The organism is Bradyrhizobium ontarionense (genome assembly GCF_021088345.1).
GTDB lineage: Bacteria > Pseudomonadota > Alphaproteobacteria > Rhizobiales > Xanthobacteraceae > Bradyrhizobium > Bradyrhizobium ontarionense.
Genome location: NZ_CP088156.1, coordinates 8,264,263 through 8,279,853, shown reverse-complemented (window position 1 = coordinate 8,279,853; position 15,591 = coordinate 8,264,263). Strand labels below are relative to the sequence as shown.

At 65.3% G+C, this 15,591-nt stretch carries 15 protein-coding genes; 4 read left to right on the top strand and 11 right to left on the bottom strand.

Annotated elements, in window-relative coordinates; all coding sequences use genetic code 11:
* Positions 1 to 15: 15 nt before the first annotated feature.
* The 3 genes from LQG66_RS36425 to LQG66_RS36415 are packed head-to-tail and all read right to left on the bottom strand — an operon-like array spanning position 16 to position 2,163.
* Positions 16 to 747: an amino acid ABC transporter ATP-binding protein gene (locus LQG66_RS36425; protein WP_231321464.1), complete on the bottom strand. Its 732-nt coding sequence runs from the start codon at positions 745 to 747 to the stop codon at positions 16 to 18.
* Entirely contained in the window at positions 744 to 1,397 is a 654-nt protein-coding gene (locus LQG66_RS36420; RefSeq protein WP_231321462.1) for an amino acid ABC transporter permease, read from the bottom strand. The genes LQG66_RS36425 and LQG66_RS36420 overlap by 4 nt, the downstream gene beginning before the upstream one ends.
* Before the next feature lie 7 nt (positions 1,398 to 1,404).
* Positions 1,405 to 2,163 carry an ABC transporter substrate-binding protein gene (locus LQG66_RS36415; RefSeq protein ID WP_231321459.1) on the bottom strand — a complete coding sequence of 253 codons (759 nt, stop codon included), beginning with the start codon at positions 2,161 to 2,163 and terminating at the stop codon, positions 1,405 to 1,407.
* A 183-nt stretch (positions 2,164 to 2,346) separates the two neighbouring features.
* Here LQG66_RS36415 and LQG66_RS36410 point away from each other — a divergent pair, with 183 nt between their 5' ends.
* Positions 2,347 to 2,988, top strand: coding sequence for a helix-turn-helix domain-containing protein (locus LQG66_RS36410; RefSeq protein ID WP_231321457.1), 642 nt, complete (start codon positions 2,347 to 2,349; stop codon positions 2,986 to 2,988).
* 234 nt (positions 2,989 to 3,222) lie between these two features.
* Here the strand turns inward: LQG66_RS36410 and LQG66_RS36405 are convergent, their stop codons facing one another.
* The 4 genes from LQG66_RS36405 to LQG66_RS36390 all read right to left on the bottom strand — a co-directional run bounded on the left by LQG66_RS36405 (position 3,223) and on the right by LQG66_RS36390 (position 6,774).
* Positions 3,223 to 3,837 carry an ATP-dependent Clp protease proteolytic subunit gene (locus LQG66_RS36405; protein WP_231321455.1) on the bottom strand — a complete coding sequence of 205 codons (615 nt, stop codon included), beginning with the start codon at positions 3,835 to 3,837 and terminating at the stop codon, positions 3,223 to 3,225.
* Between the two features lie 185 nt (positions 3,838 to 4,022).
* On the bottom strand, positions 4,023 to 4,568 hold the full coding sequence (locus LQG66_RS36400) for a hypothetical protein (RefSeq protein ID WP_231321452.1): 546 nt from the start codon (positions 4,566 to 4,568) through the stop codon (positions 4,023 to 4,025).
* A 164-nt stretch (positions 4,569 to 4,732) separates the two neighbouring features.
* On the bottom strand, positions 4,733 to 6,391 hold the full coding sequence (locus LQG66_RS36395; RefSeq protein WP_231321450.1) for a copper resistance D family protein: 1,659 nt from the start codon (positions 6,389 to 6,391) through the stop codon (positions 4,733 to 4,735).
* Between the two features lie 17 nt (positions 6,392 to 6,408).
* Entirely contained in the window at positions 6,409 to 6,774 is a 366-nt protein-coding gene (locus LQG66_RS36390) for a copper resistance CopC family protein (protein ID WP_231321448.1), read from the bottom strand.
* A gap of 385 nt (positions 6,775 to 7,159) precedes the next feature.
* Here LQG66_RS36390 and ilvD point away from each other — a divergent pair, with 385 nt between their 5' ends.
* Positions 7,160 to 9,001 (top strand): dihydroxy-acid dehydratase, encoded by a 1,842-nt coding sequence (gene ilvD / locus LQG66_RS36385; RefSeq protein ID WP_231321446.1) that lies wholly within the window; start codon positions 7,160 to 7,162, stop codon positions 8,999 to 9,001.
* Positions 9,002 to 9,107: 106 nt separating this feature from the next.
* On the opposite strand, the gene LQG66_RS36380 is transcribed toward ilvD, so the two are convergent.
* Both LQG66_RS36380 and LQG66_RS36375 read right to left on the bottom strand, forming a co-directional pair.
* The gene (locus LQG66_RS36380; RefSeq protein WP_231328077.1) at positions 9,108 to 10,148 is read right to left on the bottom strand and encodes a fatty acid desaturase; all 1,041 of its coding nucleotides are present in this window, start codon (positions 10,146 to 10,148) and stop codon (positions 9,108 to 9,110) included.
* A 598-nt stretch (positions 10,149 to 10,746) separates the two neighbouring features.
* Entirely contained in the window at positions 10,747 to 11,658 is a 912-nt protein-coding gene (locus tag LQG66_RS36375) for an amino acid ABC transporter substrate-binding protein (RefSeq protein ID WP_231321438.1), read from the bottom strand.
* A 192-nt stretch (positions 11,659 to 11,850) separates the two neighbouring features.
* Between LQG66_RS36375 and LQG66_RS36370 the strand changes: the two genes are divergently transcribed.
* Both LQG66_RS36370 and LQG66_RS36365 read left to right on the top strand, forming a co-directional pair.
* Complete coding sequence (locus LQG66_RS36370; protein WP_231321436.1) at positions 11,851 to 12,138, top strand: DUF3303 domain-containing protein; 288 nt, start codon at positions 11,851 to 11,853, stop codon at positions 12,136 to 12,138.
* 15 nt (positions 12,139 to 12,153) lie between these two features.
* Positions 12,154 to 12,552, top strand: coding sequence for a hypothetical protein (locus LQG66_RS36365; protein WP_231321434.1), 399 nt, complete (start codon positions 12,154 to 12,156; stop codon positions 12,550 to 12,552).
* Positions 12,553 to 12,717: 165 nt separating this feature from the next.
* Here the strand turns inward: LQG66_RS36365 and LQG66_RS36360 are convergent, their stop codons facing one another.
* Complete coding sequence (locus LQG66_RS36360) at positions 12,718 to 13,917, bottom strand: adenylate/guanylate cyclase domain-containing protein (protein WP_231321433.1); 1,200 nt, start codon at positions 13,915 to 13,917, stop codon at positions 12,718 to 12,720.
* A 232-nt stretch (positions 13,918 to 14,149) separates the two neighbouring features.
* Entirely contained in the window at positions 14,150 to 15,493 is a 1,344-nt protein-coding gene (locus tag LQG66_RS36355) for a carbohydrate porin (protein ID WP_231321431.1), read from the bottom strand.
* Positions 15,494 to 15,591 lie beyond the last annotated feature (98 nt).

Sequence of the window (15,591 nt, the reverse complement as noted above, 5' to 3'; positions counted from 1 at the left end):
GCGGATCTCGCGAAATCACAGCGGATGCAGCACGCGGCGCAAAAAATCCTGCGTGCGCGGGTGCTGCGGTTGATTGAGCACGGCCTTCGCGGACCCCTCCTCGACGATGACGCCGCCATCGATGAACAGCACGCGATCGGCGACCTCGCGGGCAAAACCGATCTCATGGGTCACGACGACCATGGTCATACCGTCGTCGGCGAGCTTGCGCATCACGCCCAGGACATCACCGACGAGTTCGGGGTCCAGCGCCGAGGTCGGCTCGTCGAACAGGATCGCCTTGGGCTTCATGGCGAGCGCCCGCGCAATCGCAACGCGCTGCTGCTGACCACCGGAGAGCTGCGGCGGATGCACGTCGGCCTTGTCGGAGAGTCCCACCTGGGCGAGCAGCGCCCGGCCCCGCTCCAGTGCCGCAGCGCGCGGCTCCTTCTTCACGTAGAGCGGTCCTTCGATGACGTTGTCCAGCGCGGTGCGGTGCGGAAACAGGTTGAAGCGCTGGAACACCATCGAGACCTGGGTGCGGACCGACACGATCGACGGCGCGTCGCGGTCGACGCGCAGGCCTTCGACGCTGATCGCGCCGCGATCATAGCTTTCGAGCCCGTTGATGCAGCGCAGGATCGTCGACTTGCCCGAGCCCGAGGGGCCGATGATGCAGACCACCTCGCCCTTTGCGACCGACGCCGTGATGCCCTTGAGCACCTCGACCTTGCCGAAGCTCTTGTGGACGTCGGACAGCTCGATCATCGCTTGCCCGCCCGCTTCTCGAAGTGACGGACCAGGAGGATCAGCGGGACGCTCATGGTGAGGTACATCAGCGCCACGAGCGTGAAGACGTTGGTATTCTTGAAGGTCGAGGACGCGATCAGCTTGCCCTGCAGCGCGAGCTCGGCGACCGTGATGGTCGAGGCCTGCGAGGAATCCTTCAGCATCATGATCATGACGTTGCCGTAGGGCGGCAGCACGATGCGCACCGCCTGCGGCAGCACCACGCGGCGCATGGTCATCCACCAGCCCATGCCGATCGATTGCGCCGCCTCGATCTGGCCCTTGTCGATCGCCTCGATGCCGGCACGGAAGTTCTCGGCCTGATAGGCCGAATAGGCGATGCCGAGCCCGAGAATGGCCGCCTGCAGCGCCGACAAGGTCACGCCGAGATCGGGCATGACGAAGTAGAGATAGAACAGCAGCACGATGATCGGGATGCCGCGGATCACGTTGATCAGGCTCGCGCTCAGGCCCGACAGGATGCGGATGCCGGAGACCCGCATCATCGCCCACATCAGCCCGAGGATCGTCGAAAGCAGCAGCGATCCGATGGTGACGATGATCGTGAGCGCGACACCGTTGAGCAGGATCGGGAAGAACTCGACGGCGTCGTGCCAGAAGCCTTTCATCGGCCGGTCAGTCCTTCAGGCCCCATTTGTCGAGGATCTTGTCGACCGTCCCGTTCGCCTTCAGCTTGGAAAGCGAGGCGTTGATCTTGCCGAGCAGCTCGGCCTCGCCTTTGCGCACGCCAATGCCGACCGAGCCGACCGTGACCGGCTTGTAGCTGGTCACGAGGCGCGCTTCAGGGAAGCCGCCCTGCTTGAGGTTGTAGGCGAGGATCGGATAGTCGGCGAAGCCGGCCTTGAGGCGGCCGGTGTTCACGTCGCGCAGGATGTCGGGAATGGTGTCGTAGGCCTTGACCTCCGAGAACAGCCCGGACTTCTTCAGCGCATCGACGAAGGCGGTGCCGATTTGCGCGCCGACCACCTCGCCTTTCAGATCGTCCTGCGAGGCGTAGGCCTTGGTGTCAGCCTTCGGCACGATCAGGCCTTCGCCATAGGTGTAGATCGGATCGGAGAAATCGATCACCTCCTTGCGCGGTGCGGTGATGAACATCGCCGCGGCGATGATGTCGATCTTGCTCGAGGTCAAGGACGGGATCAGCGCCGAGAACGGCATCGGCTCGATCTGCACGTTGAAGCCCGCATCCTTGCCGATCTCGGTGATGAGATCGACCATGACGCCCTGGATCTGATTGGTCTTGGTGTCGAGGAAGGTGAAGGGAATTCCGGTCGGGGTCGAGCCGACCTTGAGCACCTGTTGTGCCGACACCGGCGCGACGGCGGCGATTGCGAGCGCCGCGCAGGCGGCCTGAACAAAACGCTTCAACGGCATCGCTTCCCCCTTCGGGCCCGACCGATCACGGCGCGTCCCGGCCGATCGTGATGGCAACCGTTGCCGGCCGCGCCGTTTCGGCCTATTTTCACCAGTATGAAAATTTGGACATACTTTGCCGGGTGATGCAAGCGGTTTTCATGCACATGAAGGAAGCGGGCTGACGTGAGTGGCGGCAAGAGAATGCTCAAAACGGGCGCATCCAAGCCTTCGAGGAAGGTGAAGGCGGCGGCCAAGCCCGCCGGGAAGCCGGTCGAGCCGGCGATGGATGTCGCGGTCGGCCGCCGCATCCGTGATCTCAGGCGTATCAGGCAACTCTCGCTCGAGACGATCGCCGCCAAGACCGCACTTTCGATCGGCTTCCTCAGCCAGATCGAGCGCGGTCTATCGTCGCCATCGCTGCGCGTGCTGGCGACGCTCGCGGACGTGCTCGGCGTCGGCATCGCGGCGCTGTTCGGCGCCGGCCCGGGCGGCGATGACGGCTCGGATTCCGTCGTCACGCGAGGACAGCAGCGTCCGGAGCTCAAACTCTGGCGCAGCGGAATTTCCAAGCAGCTGCTCAGCGCCGCCGGCGGCGACAACAAGCTCAACCTGTTCCTGGTGCATCTGGAGCCCGGCGGCTCGACCGGCGACGAGCTCTACACGCATGACGGCGAGGAAGCCGGTCTCGTGCTCGAAGGCGCGATGACGCTGACGGTGGACACCGAAACATGGTCCCTCAAGGAGGGCGACAGCTTCCGCTTTGCCAGCCGCAGGCCGCATCGGTTCTCCAATCCGGCCGACGATGCGAAGGCGGTCGTGCTGTGGGTGAACTGCGTGACGTGAGCGCCCGTCACGCCTCTCGATAACTGAACAGGGGCGCGATGATACAAGAGAGCCAGCCGATCCGGATGGCCGCGCCGTCGGCCGGCATGAGCTGCTGGCGGCGGGACCATGAGGATGATCCCCGACTTCGACAATCAGCCTATCGAGATCGTGTGGCCGATCACGAAGGACAGTGGGATTTCGTCCTATCCGGCAACTCCTTGCGGACCAGAGCTGTCTCGGCTTCGGGTCTTGCTAGCGCGCGGGTGCGCGGACGAGACCGTCGACGATGCCGGAGCCCTCGTCGACGAGCTGCTGGCCGCTCATCCAGACGTCTCGGTCTGCGATTTTCTTGCGCATCCCGGCAAGCCAGGCCACGCTGACGCCACGAATGCCGATGTCGTGACGAAAGAGCTCGTCGGTGACCTTCGTCTTGACGGCTTGCGAGAAGAAGGCTTTCTCGGCCTCACTGATCTCCCACTGCTTCAGGTTTTCCCTCGCATTGCTGTTCAGGCTGGCTTCGTGAAACATGAAGTAGGCTTCGGGATCGGCCATGCGCCTGGTGCCGGCGAGAAAGATCGGCACGCACATCGAAGCGCAGACGCCAGCTCGTTCAACGAGCGTATCGATCGCCCGATCGCGTCCACGGATCGCGGCGACGACTTTGCGCCCGTGCTCGATCGAGCCGCCCGGCGAGTTGAGGAGCAGGACGAGCCTGCGCGGATCCGTCTCGTAGCGATCCAACGCCGCGGCGACACGCTCACTCATCGGCTCCTGCACCGGCCCGCTCCAACCCAGCACAATGCTGTCCGGCTCTTCCTTGATCGAGAGGATCTGCCGAGACGCGACGTCTCCCGAGCCGGACGGCAATTGGAAGAAGCCCCAGAACAGAAGAATGCCGCAGATGACGCCGAGCGCTTTCAACAATGACACGGTCTGCCTACTCAAATCCAAGCAGGGATTGCACCTGCGTCATCCAAATGAACTCCGAGACGGTCGTCATGAACATCGCGGATTGAGCGAACAACGTCCGCCTCTCGCGAGCGGAATCGCTGTCAGGACTTGACCGCGTTCCAGAACAGGCACAGCGCTATCACTTCGAACAGGGCCATCAGGCCCGCCGAGAAAAGGAACGATAGCGTGCGATTCCAACGCCTCGTTTCTGCTGAGTAGAAGATCGACACTGCCGAGCGGTCGATCGTTGAGCGCACCGGAACGAGAGCCTCGCCGCCACCGCCCGCAAACAGCATGAAGAATCCATGATCGATCGGCGCCTTATCAGGCTGCGCGACCGACTTGATCTTGGCCTCACAGAAGGTGACCACGAAGTTTGTTCGCTTGCACTTTCCGTCCGTGGCGCGCAGATCGTAAGCCGGCTGCCAGGTTCCGGCCAGGCGATGATCGCGCAGGATGTCCGGACCATAAGTCTTCACCAGCCCATAAAGCATCGCGCCACAGACAACGAATGCGATGAACCAGCGAATGGGGCTGCCTGTGGCCGGGGCGGTCTCGGTGACGACGTCGTTCCTTGCGGCAGCCATGCCGACATTGAGAGCTTGTGCCGAGCCACCGACTCCGGATTGACGCTTGCCAAACGTCATTGTGGTCACTCCTGACACCGACGCCGTTCGCTACCTATGGCTGAACCCTATAAAATTTCTCTAAGACGCAGCGGCGAATTCTCGGCAACCGAGACATTAGCATCGCCCTCTGTTGTTGCATTTCTGGGCAATGCCGATGACGCTCCTGCGCGGGCGGCTCCCCCTCACGCCTCGCGATAGTCCAGCAGGATCAGGCCGACCAGCACGAACGCCACCGGCCACACCCAGGCCGCGGCGCGGCTGATCTTGCCGTCGATGCGCAGCTCCAGCCAGCGCGCCCAACCGGCGGTGATGCCGCACAGCGCCAGCGGCGTGTGGCTCATCTCGATCAGCAGCTGGTCCTTGATGTTGGCGATCGCGTGCGAATGCGTCATCAGCAGCGCGCCGCCGGCGGCGACCGTCAGCGGAAACACCAGCGCCGCCCGGCCCGCCTCTTGTCCACGCAGCCGCACCCGCCATTCGAACAGGCCGAACAGGACGATCAGCACCACGAACAGCCGGTGCTGCGCCACTTCGGGATCGCGCAGCGAGGCGAAGAAGCCGATCGGGCCGAGCGGCCAGGCCATCTCGTCGGCGCGGAAGAACAGGAATGCCGCCATCACGAGAAACAGCAGCGGCCAGTGCCGCGCGAAGCCGCCCCCGGGCAAGCGCTCGATCAGCGCCAGCACACCGATCAGCACGACGAAGAGGCCGGCCCAATGGTGGTTGTATTCCGACCAGGCGATATCGGCGGCGCTGCGCGGCAGGATCACGCCCTCGCCCGGCACATAGGCTGGCGGCGCGGTCACGCGCTGGGCGTCGGCGGCGTCGATCCTGGCCTGCAGCTGCGAGATCGTGAGCTGGTCCACGGACGGGCTGGTTAGGCGCGGCCATTGCGGCGCGGCACGTTCGACGATCTCGTGCCAGCTCAACCGGTCCTGGCTGAGATCGATGCCCGGCGGCAGGGAGGTCAGCGAGCCCGCGGTCAGCAGCACCGTGAGCCCGATGCCGAGCTCGACCTCGACGAAGCGCTTCATGCGCAGCACGGGCGCATCGGGATCACGGCGGCGCAGCCGCTCGACCGCGAGATAGTTGCCGGCGCCGAGCGCGAGCAGCATCACCAGCATCGCGACCTTGGCCGAGGTCATGACGCCATAGGCGGTGCCGTAGATTGCCGCGAACGAGCCGAGATAGGCGATCGCCATGACCGTGCCGCCGAGCACGATCGCACCGACCGAGGCCATCGACATCAGCGAATAGCGCCGCCCGATCAGGCGCTGGTCGCCTTCGGCCTTGCAGCCGTTCAGCGCCATCAGGAAATACGGCAGCCCGCCGATCCAGACGCCGGCGCCCAGCATATGCAGGACGTCGGCGGCGAACAGCGGCCAGCGCACGTCGAGCCGGCTCGCCGCATGGGTCAGGTTGAGCTGAAAAAGAAGCGCAAGGGCGGCCAGCGCAGGCAGCGCCGTCGCGCGCCATGTGACCCAGGTGCCGGTCCGGGCGAACATGGCAATCCCCAGCGCACAGGCCGCAACCACGATGCCGGAGCGCGCGAAATCCGCACCGGCGGCGTCGCGCAGCGACAAATCGAGCGTAGCGGTGAGCGCAGCCATGTTGACGGCGAGCGAGGCCAGCACGACCACGAACCAGCAGAAGGCGCTGTGGCGCAGGAAACGCTGGCTCCTCTTCCCGACCACCAGCGCATCGACCGAGAGCCTGTCCTGCAGCGGACGTAGCAGCAGCAACTGAAAGGCGATGCCGCCGATGGTGAAGGATTGCGCCAGCAAGGTCAGCCCGCGCAGCACCACCGAGAGATAGCCGAAGATGTCGAGCAACAGCGCCATCGCTGGTACGACTGAGGCTAGCGCACGTTGAACGGGATGTCGCCGCGGGTGATGTGGCCGTCGACGCTCAGCACCTGCCATTGCAGGTGCCAGGCGCCCGGGCTGAGCGCCTTGGCCTCCACGTCGATCTCGTCCGCCGGCGCATCGGCGGCCGGCGTCAGCACCTGTTCGGCGCCATCGGGCGCGCGCAGCTTGAGCCGCGAGCGGGCATGATCGATGCGGCTGTTGAAGCGGAGCCGGATCGCGATCGCTGATGTGTCGATGGTCGCCCCCGACACCGGCTGCGAGGAAACGATGATGGCGTGCGCCGAGGCGCCATACGGGAGCGCCAGCAGCAGCGCGGTCAGGGATGGCAGGAGAGAGGATCGCGGAACGGACGGCATGGGTCGATCGACGCGGAGGCTTGGTGGGACGGAGCTTGGCGCGGGCGAAGCCGCGCCCGAACAGAACGGCTTCGTTCTAATGTACGGTGCTCCCGGGTTCCACACGTAGCCACAAACGCGTGAGCGGCGCTTGGGCGAGCCCGGTTGTGGACTGCAGTCCACAGCCAATACCGGCGGTCCCGACCCTGCGCCGGAGCGGCTGCGGCCGCAGGCTGGACGCACCGGCCCTGCCCTCCCGGCATCCCCGAACAGCGAAATTTAGGGTCGAATCATCAAGCACTTCGCTGTATGCCTCGCCGCGTCATTGCCGCCCGTCCGCCGCCAGGATCGTCTCCCCCGCCCGCGGACCAATATTGTCTGTCGAGGAACCGCCAAGGAAACCGCCATGCCCGCCTACCGCTCCCGCACCTCCACCCACGGCCGCAACATGGCCGGCGCCCGCGGCCTGTGGCGCGCCACCGGCATGACCAATGAGGATTTCGGCAAGCCGATCATCGCCGTCGTCAACTCCTTCACCCAGTTCGTGCCCGGCCATGTCCATCTGAAGGATCTCGGCCAGTTGGTCGCGCGCGAGATCGAGAAGGCCGGCGGCGTCGCCAAGGAGTTCGACACCATCGCGGTCGATGACGGCATCGCGATGGGCCATGACGGCATGCTCTACAGCCTGCCCTCGCGCGAGCTGATCGCCGACAGCGTCGAGTACATGGTCAACGCGCACTGCGCCGACGCCATGGTCTGCATCTCCAATTGCGACAAGATCACCCCCGGCATGCTGATGGCCGCGATGCGGCTCAACATTCCGGCCGTGTTCGTCTCGGGCGGGCCGATGGAGGCCGGCAAGGTCAACATCGCCGGCAAGCTGCGCAAGGTCGACCTGATCGACGCCATGGTGAGCGCCGCCGACGACAAGGTCTCGGACGCCGACGTCGAGGTGATGGAGCGTTCGGCCTGCCCGACCTGCGGCTCGTGCTCGGGCATGTTCACCGCGAACTCCATGAACTGCCTGACCGAGGCGCTTGGGCTGTCGCTGCCCGGCAACGGCTCGGTGCTGGCGACCCATGCCGACCGCAAGGGCCTGTTCGTCGAGGCCGGACACCTGATCGTGGATCTCGCCCGCCGCTACTACGAGCAGGACGATGCCTCGGTGCTGCCGCGCAACGTCGCCAACTTCAAGGCGTTCGAGAACGCGATGAGCCTGGACATCGCGATGGGCGGCTCGACCAACACCGTGCTGCATCTGCTCGCCGCGGCGTACGAGGGCGAGATCGGCTTCGGCATGACCGACATCGACCGCCTGTCGCGCAAGGTCCCGGTGCTGTGCAAGGTCGCGCCGTCCGTGCCCGACGTGCACATGGAGGACGTCCATCGCGCCGGCGGCGTGATGGCGATCCTCGGCGAGCTCGCGCGCGCAGGCCTCGTCCACACCGAGCTGCCGAGCGTGCATGCGGCCTCGCTCAATGCGGCGCTGGAGCGCTGGGACGTCAAGGCGACCCAGAGCGAGAGCGTGAAGAACTTCTACATGGCCGCGCCCGGCGGCGTGCCGACGCAGGTCGCCTTCAGCCAGGACCGCCGCTACGAGGAGCTCGATCTCGATCGCGAGAAAGGCTGCATCCGCGATCTCGCCCATGCCTATTCCAAGGACGGCGGGCTCGCCGTGCTCACGGGCAACATCGCCGCCGACGGCTGCATCGTGAAGACCGCCGGCGTCGACGCCTCGATCCTGAAATTCTCAGGGCCTGCGCGCGTCATGGAGAGCCAGGACGCCGCAGTCGAGGCCATCCTCACCAACAAGATCAAGGAAGGCGACGTCGTCGTCATCATCTACGAAGGCCCGCGCGGCGGCCCCGGCATGCAGGAGATGCTCTATCCAACGAGCTATCTGAAGTCGAAGGGGCTGGGCAAGGCCTGCGCGCTGATCACCGACGGCCGCTTCTCCGGCGGCACCTCGGGACTCTCGATCGGCCACGTCTCGCCGGAGGCCGCCGAGGGCGGCCTGATCGGCCTCGTCCAGGACGGCGACCGGATCGAGATCGACATTCCCAACCGCACCATCCATCTCGCGGTCAGCGATGACGACCTCGCCAAGCGCCGCGCCGCGATGGAGGCCAAAGGCGACCAGGCCTGGAAGCCGGCCAAGCGCGCCCGCAAGGTCTCGACCGCGCTCAAGGCCTACGCCGCCTTTGCGAGCAGCGCCGCCAAGGGCGCGGTGCGCGTGGTGAAGGATTAGACGGTCCAGCCGTCAGTGCGGGCGAAGGGAAGCAATCCAGCGCCAGGAAGGACGTCTGGATTGCTTCGGAGCTCACGCTCCTCGCAAGGACCGCGCGACGAACAGCCTAGCGCGGACGCCTGCCCGCCCCGGCGTCGCGGAACGACACCAGACGGCGCTGTGACTCGTCCCACAGCACGAGCCGGACGCAACGCAGGCTCTCGGGCAGCGTGATGCGGCCGAACTCGCGCAGCTCAGGGTGGTCGCGCAGCACGACCGGCAGCCGATAATAGGGAATACGGCTCGAGAGATGGTGGACGTGGTGGATGCCGATATTGGCCGTGAACCAGTGCAGCCATGCCGGCAGGTCGTAATGCGAGCTGCCGTAGAGAGCCGCCTGATGCAGCGTCCAGCGCTCGTCGTGCTCCCAGACGGTCCGCTCGAACTGATGCTGCACATAGAACAGCCAGACGCCGGCCATGGCGGCAAGCATCATGATGGGGAGATGCACGACCAGGAACGCCTGGATGCCGATCAGCCACATCAGCGCGGCGACGATCACGGCAATGCCGGCATTGGTGGCCATCGTGCTGACCCAGGGCTGCCAACCGCCGCGCATCAGACCAAACGGGAGACGGTGCCTCAGGAAGAACAGATACGCCGGTCCGAGCACGAACATGACCAGAGGATGGCGGTACAGCCGGTATTGCAGACGTCCCCAGGTCGAACGCGCCTGGTATTCGCGCACGGTCAGCGTGTCGATATCGCCGATCCCGCGCCGGTCGAGATTGCCGCTGGTGGCATGATGGATCGCGTGGGTACGGCGCCACCAGTCGTAGGGCGTCAGCGTGAGCACGCCGATGATGCGGCCGACCCAGTCGTTCGCCCGGCGGCCGGGGAAGAAGGTGCCGTGGCCGCAATCGTGCTGAATCATGAACAAACGCACGACAAAGCCGCCGGCGGGAATCGCGATGAGCAGCGACGCCCAGGCATGGCCGAGCCAGAACGCGAACCAGGCCGCGGTCCATAGGGCGATCAGCGGCAAGGCCGTGATCAGCAGCTCAGTCACGCTGCGCAGGCGGTTTGGCGTGCGATAGTTGCTGAGAACCCCCATCCAATACCGGGCATCGGCCGTCGCCAGCCCCTTGTCGTCTTCGGCGCGCGGCATGTCGCGCGCTGCCGGCGGCACAATCGCCATCGCGATTGGCTGATCGAATTGCAATGTCGTCTCCGCCCTGTGTGTGGTGATCGCGTGTATCGCGATCGTGACCAGATGGAAATCCCGCAGGCCGCCGAACCGGCTGCAGGCGTTCGAAACCATGGGCTTCCCGGTCATCCGAGGCCGAGGCCGCAGGGTGGGGAAGAGTTCTGAAGCGTCAGCGCCCGTCAGCAGAGCGGTCTAAACGAAACAACATTGCGGCGGATTTGAAGTTCAGAATCGTTCGCACACACAGGATTCGCCGGAACGTCGAGATTGACGCCGTATCAGAATCGCTGGGGCGCATCCAGGTTCGGTGAGCAACATGTGGGCAGGAATTCAGCGGCGTCAAGGAGACCATGATCCGGCCATCCGGCCGCGGCACGCCACCGTCCGGTACGCCGAGACCACCCGCGTGGTCATTGCCCGCCTTGGGCGAGGATGCGTGACGGTTCAGATGCGCGGACGGCGTGCGATTGAGAGCAGCACACGATCGGGCGGGGCAGCCGCAGGCTTACCCCGCTCGATGTTTCGATGGTGCGTCGCCGCAGAGCGATGCGAGGACCGATCAATAGGCCTTCGGATCGCCGCTGTCGTTCGGATGCGCGAAGGCCTTGGCCAAAGCGGGCGTGATCGGGAAGTTGAAGTTGACGCCCTTCGGCGGCACGGGGGTCATGAACCACTTCGCATAGAGCGTCGCAATCTCCGGGCTGGTGTAGAGCTGGGTGGCGGCGCGGTCGACGACGGCCTTGAAGGCGGGATCGTCCTTGCGCAGCATGATGCCGTAGGGCTCCGGCATCGAGAACTGGTCGGTCGAAATCGCATAGTCCGACGGCGTCTTCGCACTCGCCACGAGGCCCGCAAGCAGGATGTCGTCCATGACATAGGCGTCGGCGCGGCCGTTCTCGACCATCAGGAAGCCCTCGGCATTGTCCTTCGCCGTCAGGATGTTCATGCCGAGCTGGCGCGCGGTGTTGGCCTCGAACAGCTGCTTGATGTTGCTGGTGCCCGACGTCGAGGCGACGGTCTTGCCCTTGAGGTCGTCGATGGTCTTGAGCCCGCTGGACGTCTTGGCGACGAAGCGGTTGGCGGTGAGGAAATAGGTCGGCGAGAACGACACCAGCCGCTGGCGCTCGATGTTGTTGGTCGTCGAGGCGCATTCGAGGTCGATGGTGCCGTTGGCCATCAGCGGGATACGCGTGGCCGACGACACCGGCGTGAGCTTGACCTCGAGCTTGTCGAGCTTGAGCGTCGCCTTGATCTCGTCGACGATCTTGCCGCAGATGTCGAGCGCGAAGCCGAGCGGCTTCTGGTTGTCGTCGATGTAGGAGAACGGCAGCGAGGTCTCGCGATAGCCGACCGTGATCGACCCGGTCTCCTTGACCTTCTGCAAGGTGCCGGTCAGGTCCTCGGCGACGGCGGGCGCTGATAGCGCCGATGCAACCAGGGCGGCGTACACAGTGAGATATGCTCTCTTCATGGATCCTCTTCCGCGTGGATGCGAGTTCCCATCCGAAAGCAAGGACCGCGCCAGGGGAGCCGGCCTGTCGTCCAGCATGCCCGTCGAGGCCTCGGTCCGTCAGCCGAACCGATCCTCCGGGGCTTCCGCCCCAGGCTGGCCACCCGGTCCGATCCACCGCAAAATACCGCAACGGGCACGACGGAGGCGCGCATGCTGTTCATGGTGATCGAACGTTTCAAGGACCGCGATCCGATCCCGGTCTACCGCCGCGTGCGCGATGTGGGCGTCAAATTCCCGGACGGGCTGAAATATCTCGGCAGCTGGATCGAGCCCAATTTCGACCGCTGCTTCCAGCTGATGGAATGCGACGACATCAGGCTGCTGCAGCAATGGATCCTGTCCAACGCCCGCGACACCGGCATGACCTTCGAGATCGTGCCGGTTGTGACCAGCGCGGAGACCCGCGAAGTTGTGGCGCCGTATCTGGACGAGGCGTGAGAGCGCGAGAAAGGCATGATCATGCTCGATCTCGCGACCGAGATGCTCGCGGCCTGCGTCATCTCCTATGCGATCGCCGTGCTGATGCCGTCGTGGCGCGTGCTGCTGATCGCGACGCTCGTCGTCCTTGTGGTGACGTCGGTTGGCAGCGTCCGTGAGCGGCTGTTGTCGCCAGCGTTCGACGCCTGCAGCCTGGGATGTGACGCAAGCCGTCTTTTCCTCCCTGCGCTGCTGCTCGTCACCAGAGCGGGCTTCGTGACCGGGGCAATGATCCGCGCGCTCACCTTCCTCGCACGAGCACGCGGACTCCCGTCGCGGTCCATCGTCACGATCTGCGTTGCAGGAGCGGCGCTCGCGCCGGCGATCATCCTGTTCGCGCCCGACCTCCTCTCTTGGCCGCTTTGGAAGCGCTGACCTCTAGGGTGGGCAAAGCAGCCGCCGCAAGGCGGCAGCGCGCCCACCGTCGTCCAGCGGATTTGTCGGCGAGATGGTGGGCACGGCGCCACCGGGATCTCGAACGCGGAGACCCCACGACTGCGCCTTTGCCCATCCTACAACGACGGACGACGCGACGCCCCCCTACCCCTCATACGCGATCAGCTCGATCGGATCGTTGAACCCGCGCACCGAATGCCTGCCGACATGCTCGAGCGCGAACTCGCCCTCGACGAGCTCGGCGAACTCGCGCGACAGCAGCACCGGCCGGCCGAGCTGCTTGGTCAGCGCCTCCAGCCGCGAGGCCATGTTGACGGCCGGGCCGATGACGGTGAAGTCGAGCCGGCTGCGCGAGCCGATATTGCCATACATGACGTCGCCGACATGGACGCCGATGCCGTAACGAAGCGGCGCGCGCCCACTCTCGCCGTTGCGCGCGTTCAGCGCCGCCATCGCCTTGCGGGCATCGGTCACCGCATGCAGCAGGTTGGCGCAGGCCCCGGGGGTGCTGAGCGGGAAGATCGCGAGCAGGCCGTCGCCGATGAATTTCAGGATCTCGCCGCCATGCTGCGTGACCGGCTCCGCCATCGCGTCGAAATAGCCGTTGAGCAGGTCGATGACGTCGTCGCGCGGCCAGTTGTCGGAGATCCTGGTGAAATCCCTGAGGTCGCAGATCATGATGGCCGCTCGCACCGTCGTGCCGCTGCCGCGCCGCGTGGCGCCGGCCAGGACCAACTCGGCGGCATGCGGCCCGACATAGGTCTCCAGCAGGGTCCGCGCCAGGCGGTTCTTGATGCGGATCTCGCTGACCAGCGCCAGCACCGGCAGCAGCCGCTGCAGGGCGTCGATATGGGCTTGGTCGAAGCCGCCGTGCCGGTCGGTCGCGAACGTCACGAAATGCCGCTTGCCGAGCGTGTGATACATCGGCCAGGCGACGTAGTCGGTCAGGCCCTGCGCCCGCATCTCGTCATAGATCGCGTGCTGACGGCCGAGCTTGGGGTCGCGCACGAGATTTTCGCGGATCTCCTCGGCGCCGTCATAGATCTCGTTGCCGGGGCTGCCGATGAATTCGGAGCGCTCGCGGACGTCGTAGTCGACGCGTGCGATGTCCGCGCCCTGCATGCCGTTGCTCCAGAGGATGCGGGCGCCGAGCCATTGCGGATGGTTGATCTGGACGTGCAGCGAAGCGCGCTTGAGCGGAATCCCGGCGTTCTGCAGCCGGATGCACATCTGCGCGAAGATGTTGTCGATGAAGCGCTCGTCGCGGGTGCCGTTGGTGAGCCAATCCACGACGTCGTCGCCGAGACGTTGTCCGGCGACGGCAGCGGTGTCGAGCGCGGGCATGTGTTTCTCCTGGGCGGGCCTTTGGATTGGCGGTCCAGGAGATGTCGTATCGCAATGCAGAAGAGTCAATCGACGTCCGCGCATCGAGCGCCTGCCGGGATGGGCGGGCGCGGGCGTGCCGGCTTTCGGGCCCGGCAAAACTCGCCATCGGACCTCGAGGGAGCCCATGGTCCGGCACCGGACATCCGCAAGCGTGAGAGTCACGTTTGCGAATGCCGGCGCCGGGATGCACTCAGAAGTGAACCACGCTGCGGATGCCGAGAACCACCGCATTGCCGGTCTTCACACCGGCGCCATTGAAGCCGCGCCCGCCCGGATTGATCACATACTGGGCGTCGAACTTCAGGTTCATCCAGCCCGTCGCCTGCCAGCCGTACCAGGCCTCGATCGGCACTTCGTTGCCGTTGGCATTCGGGTTGAGCGCTGCCGAGTTCACGTGGGTGGTGCCCACCGCGAAGCCGACCTCGTCCTCGGGACGGAACGAGAACGTTCCGGTATGCTTGATACCCCAGGAGATCTGGTAGTCCTGATAGGCCGTCCGGTGATCGGCGACGCTGGTGTTGAGGAAGGTGTACCAGCCCTGGGCCTTGGGACCCTCGACGGTCAGGCGTTGCAGGATCGATTCGTAGACGCCGTAGCGGCCCCGCTGACTGCTGAGATTCTGATCGCCCACGCCGGGGCCACCCGCGACGACGGCAATGATGCCGGGAAGGCCGCCATCGATGGTCGACGCGCTGTCATACCAGCCGCCGAAGCGCCAGGTGCCGTTCAGCGGACCGCTCGGCTCCCACACCACTTCCACCGGCACCAGCACGCCCGAGGCGGGGGTGGAGCGCGGAATGCCCGGCGCCAGATAGACGCCTGCGTCCGACGTCGTCAGATAGTTCGGATTGGCGTCGTAGATGCCGACCGAGATCTTCCATTCCTTGGTGAAGTTGTAGTGCGCGACACCGCCCCACTGGCTCACTGGCCAGTTGTAGATGTAGCCGCCCTGGATGTTGCCCGGCTGGCCACCGCAGAAGGTCAGGTTGAGGAACTCGCACTGGCCGAAGAAGAAGTCGGAGCCCACGGGGAGACGGCCGCCCTTCAGCACGAGGCGGTCGTCGAACAGCTTCTGCTGATAGTAGAACTCGGTGAGGCGCAGGATGTTGCCGCGGCCGAACACTTCGTTGGTCAGCTGCAGGGCGGGAATGCCGGCCTCGGTGTTCAGGTTCTTGCCGAAGCGGTCGACCAGCGTGACGCCGATCAGGCCGCCCTGGATGCCGGCGAGCTTGGCCATGTCGAACTTGGCCTCGAACCACAATTGCCCGGCATTGGCCGAGGTGTTGCGGGAGCCGCCCGACAGGTTGGTAACCGCTTCGTCACCCAGCGTGAGCGCGAGCGAGATGCCCTGCTCCTTCAATCTCGTCCGGCCGAGGTCGCCGAACAGATAGGGCCGCGTCCAGAAATCATCGACCCCGGCATAAGGAATTGGCGGTGCCTTGGTTGGCAGATCGGCCGCATACGCTCCACCGCCCAACAGAGACAAAGCAATCCCTACGCCGCACACGCGCGCGGTCGTCACAAACCCATTCATTTTCCTGCTCCTCGCAGCGTCCCCAGGCTCTGGCTGTTTTTTGTCGCGTCCGGCCCAGAACCTTCGTCCCGGAACGCCCTTCCCCTCGGTTCAATCTC

Excerpts from the sequence above, each read along its gene's own strand:
- LQG66_RS36425 (WP_231321464.1), bottom strand. The coding sequence starts at position 747 with ATGATCGAGCTGTCCGACGTCCACAAGAGCTTCGGCAAGGTCGAGGTG.
- LQG66_RS36420 (WP_231321462.1), bottom strand. The coding sequence starts at position 1,397 with ATGAAAGGCTTCTGGCACGACGCCGTCGAGTTCTTCCCGATCCTGCTC.
- LQG66_RS36415 (WP_231321459.1), bottom strand. The coding sequence starts at position 2,163 with ATGCCGTTGAAGCGTTTTGTTCAGGCCGCCTGCGCGGCGCTCGCAATC.
- LQG66_RS36410 (WP_231321457.1), top strand. The coding sequence starts at position 2,347 with ATGCTCAAAACGGGCGCATCCAAGCCTTCGAGGAAGGTGAAGGCGGCG.
- LQG66_RS36400 (WP_231321452.1), bottom strand. The coding sequence starts at position 4,568 with ATGACGTTTGGCAAGCGTCAATCCGGAGTCGGTGGCTCGGCACAAGCT.
- LQG66_RS36395 (WP_231321450.1), bottom strand. The coding sequence starts at position 6,391 with ATGGCGCTGTTGCTCGACATCTTCGGCTATCTCTCGGTGGTGCTGCGC.
- LQG66_RS36390 (WP_231321448.1), bottom strand. The coding sequence starts at position 6,774 with ATGCCGTCCGTTCCGCGATCCTCTCTCCTGCCATCCCTGACCGCGCTG.
- ilvD (WP_231321446.1), top strand. The coding sequence starts at position 7,160 with ATGCCCGCCTACCGCTCCCGCACCTCCACCCACGGCCGCAACATGGCC.
- LQG66_RS36380 (WP_231328077.1), bottom strand. The coding sequence starts at position 10,148 with ATGCCGCGCGCCGAAGACGACAAGGGGCTGGCGACGGCCGATGCCCGG.
- LQG66_RS36375 (WP_231321438.1), bottom strand. The coding sequence starts at position 11,658 with ATGAAGAGAGCATATCTCACTGTGTACGCCGCCCTGGTTGCATCGGCG.
- LQG66_RS36370 (WP_231321436.1), top strand. The coding sequence starts at position 11,851 with ATGCTGTTCATGGTGATCGAACGTTTCAAGGACCGCGATCCGATCCCG.
- LQG66_RS36365 (WP_231321434.1), top strand. The coding sequence starts at position 12,154 with ATGATCATGCTCGATCTCGCGACCGAGATGCTCGCGGCCTGCGTCATC.
- LQG66_RS36360 (WP_231321433.1), bottom strand. The coding sequence starts at position 13,917 with ATGCCCGCGCTCGACACCGCTGCCGTCGCCGGACAACGTCTCGGCGAC.
- LQG66_RS36355 (WP_231321431.1), bottom strand. The coding sequence starts at position 15,493 with ATGAATGGGTTTGTGACGACCGCGCGCGTGTGCGGCGTAGGGATTGCT.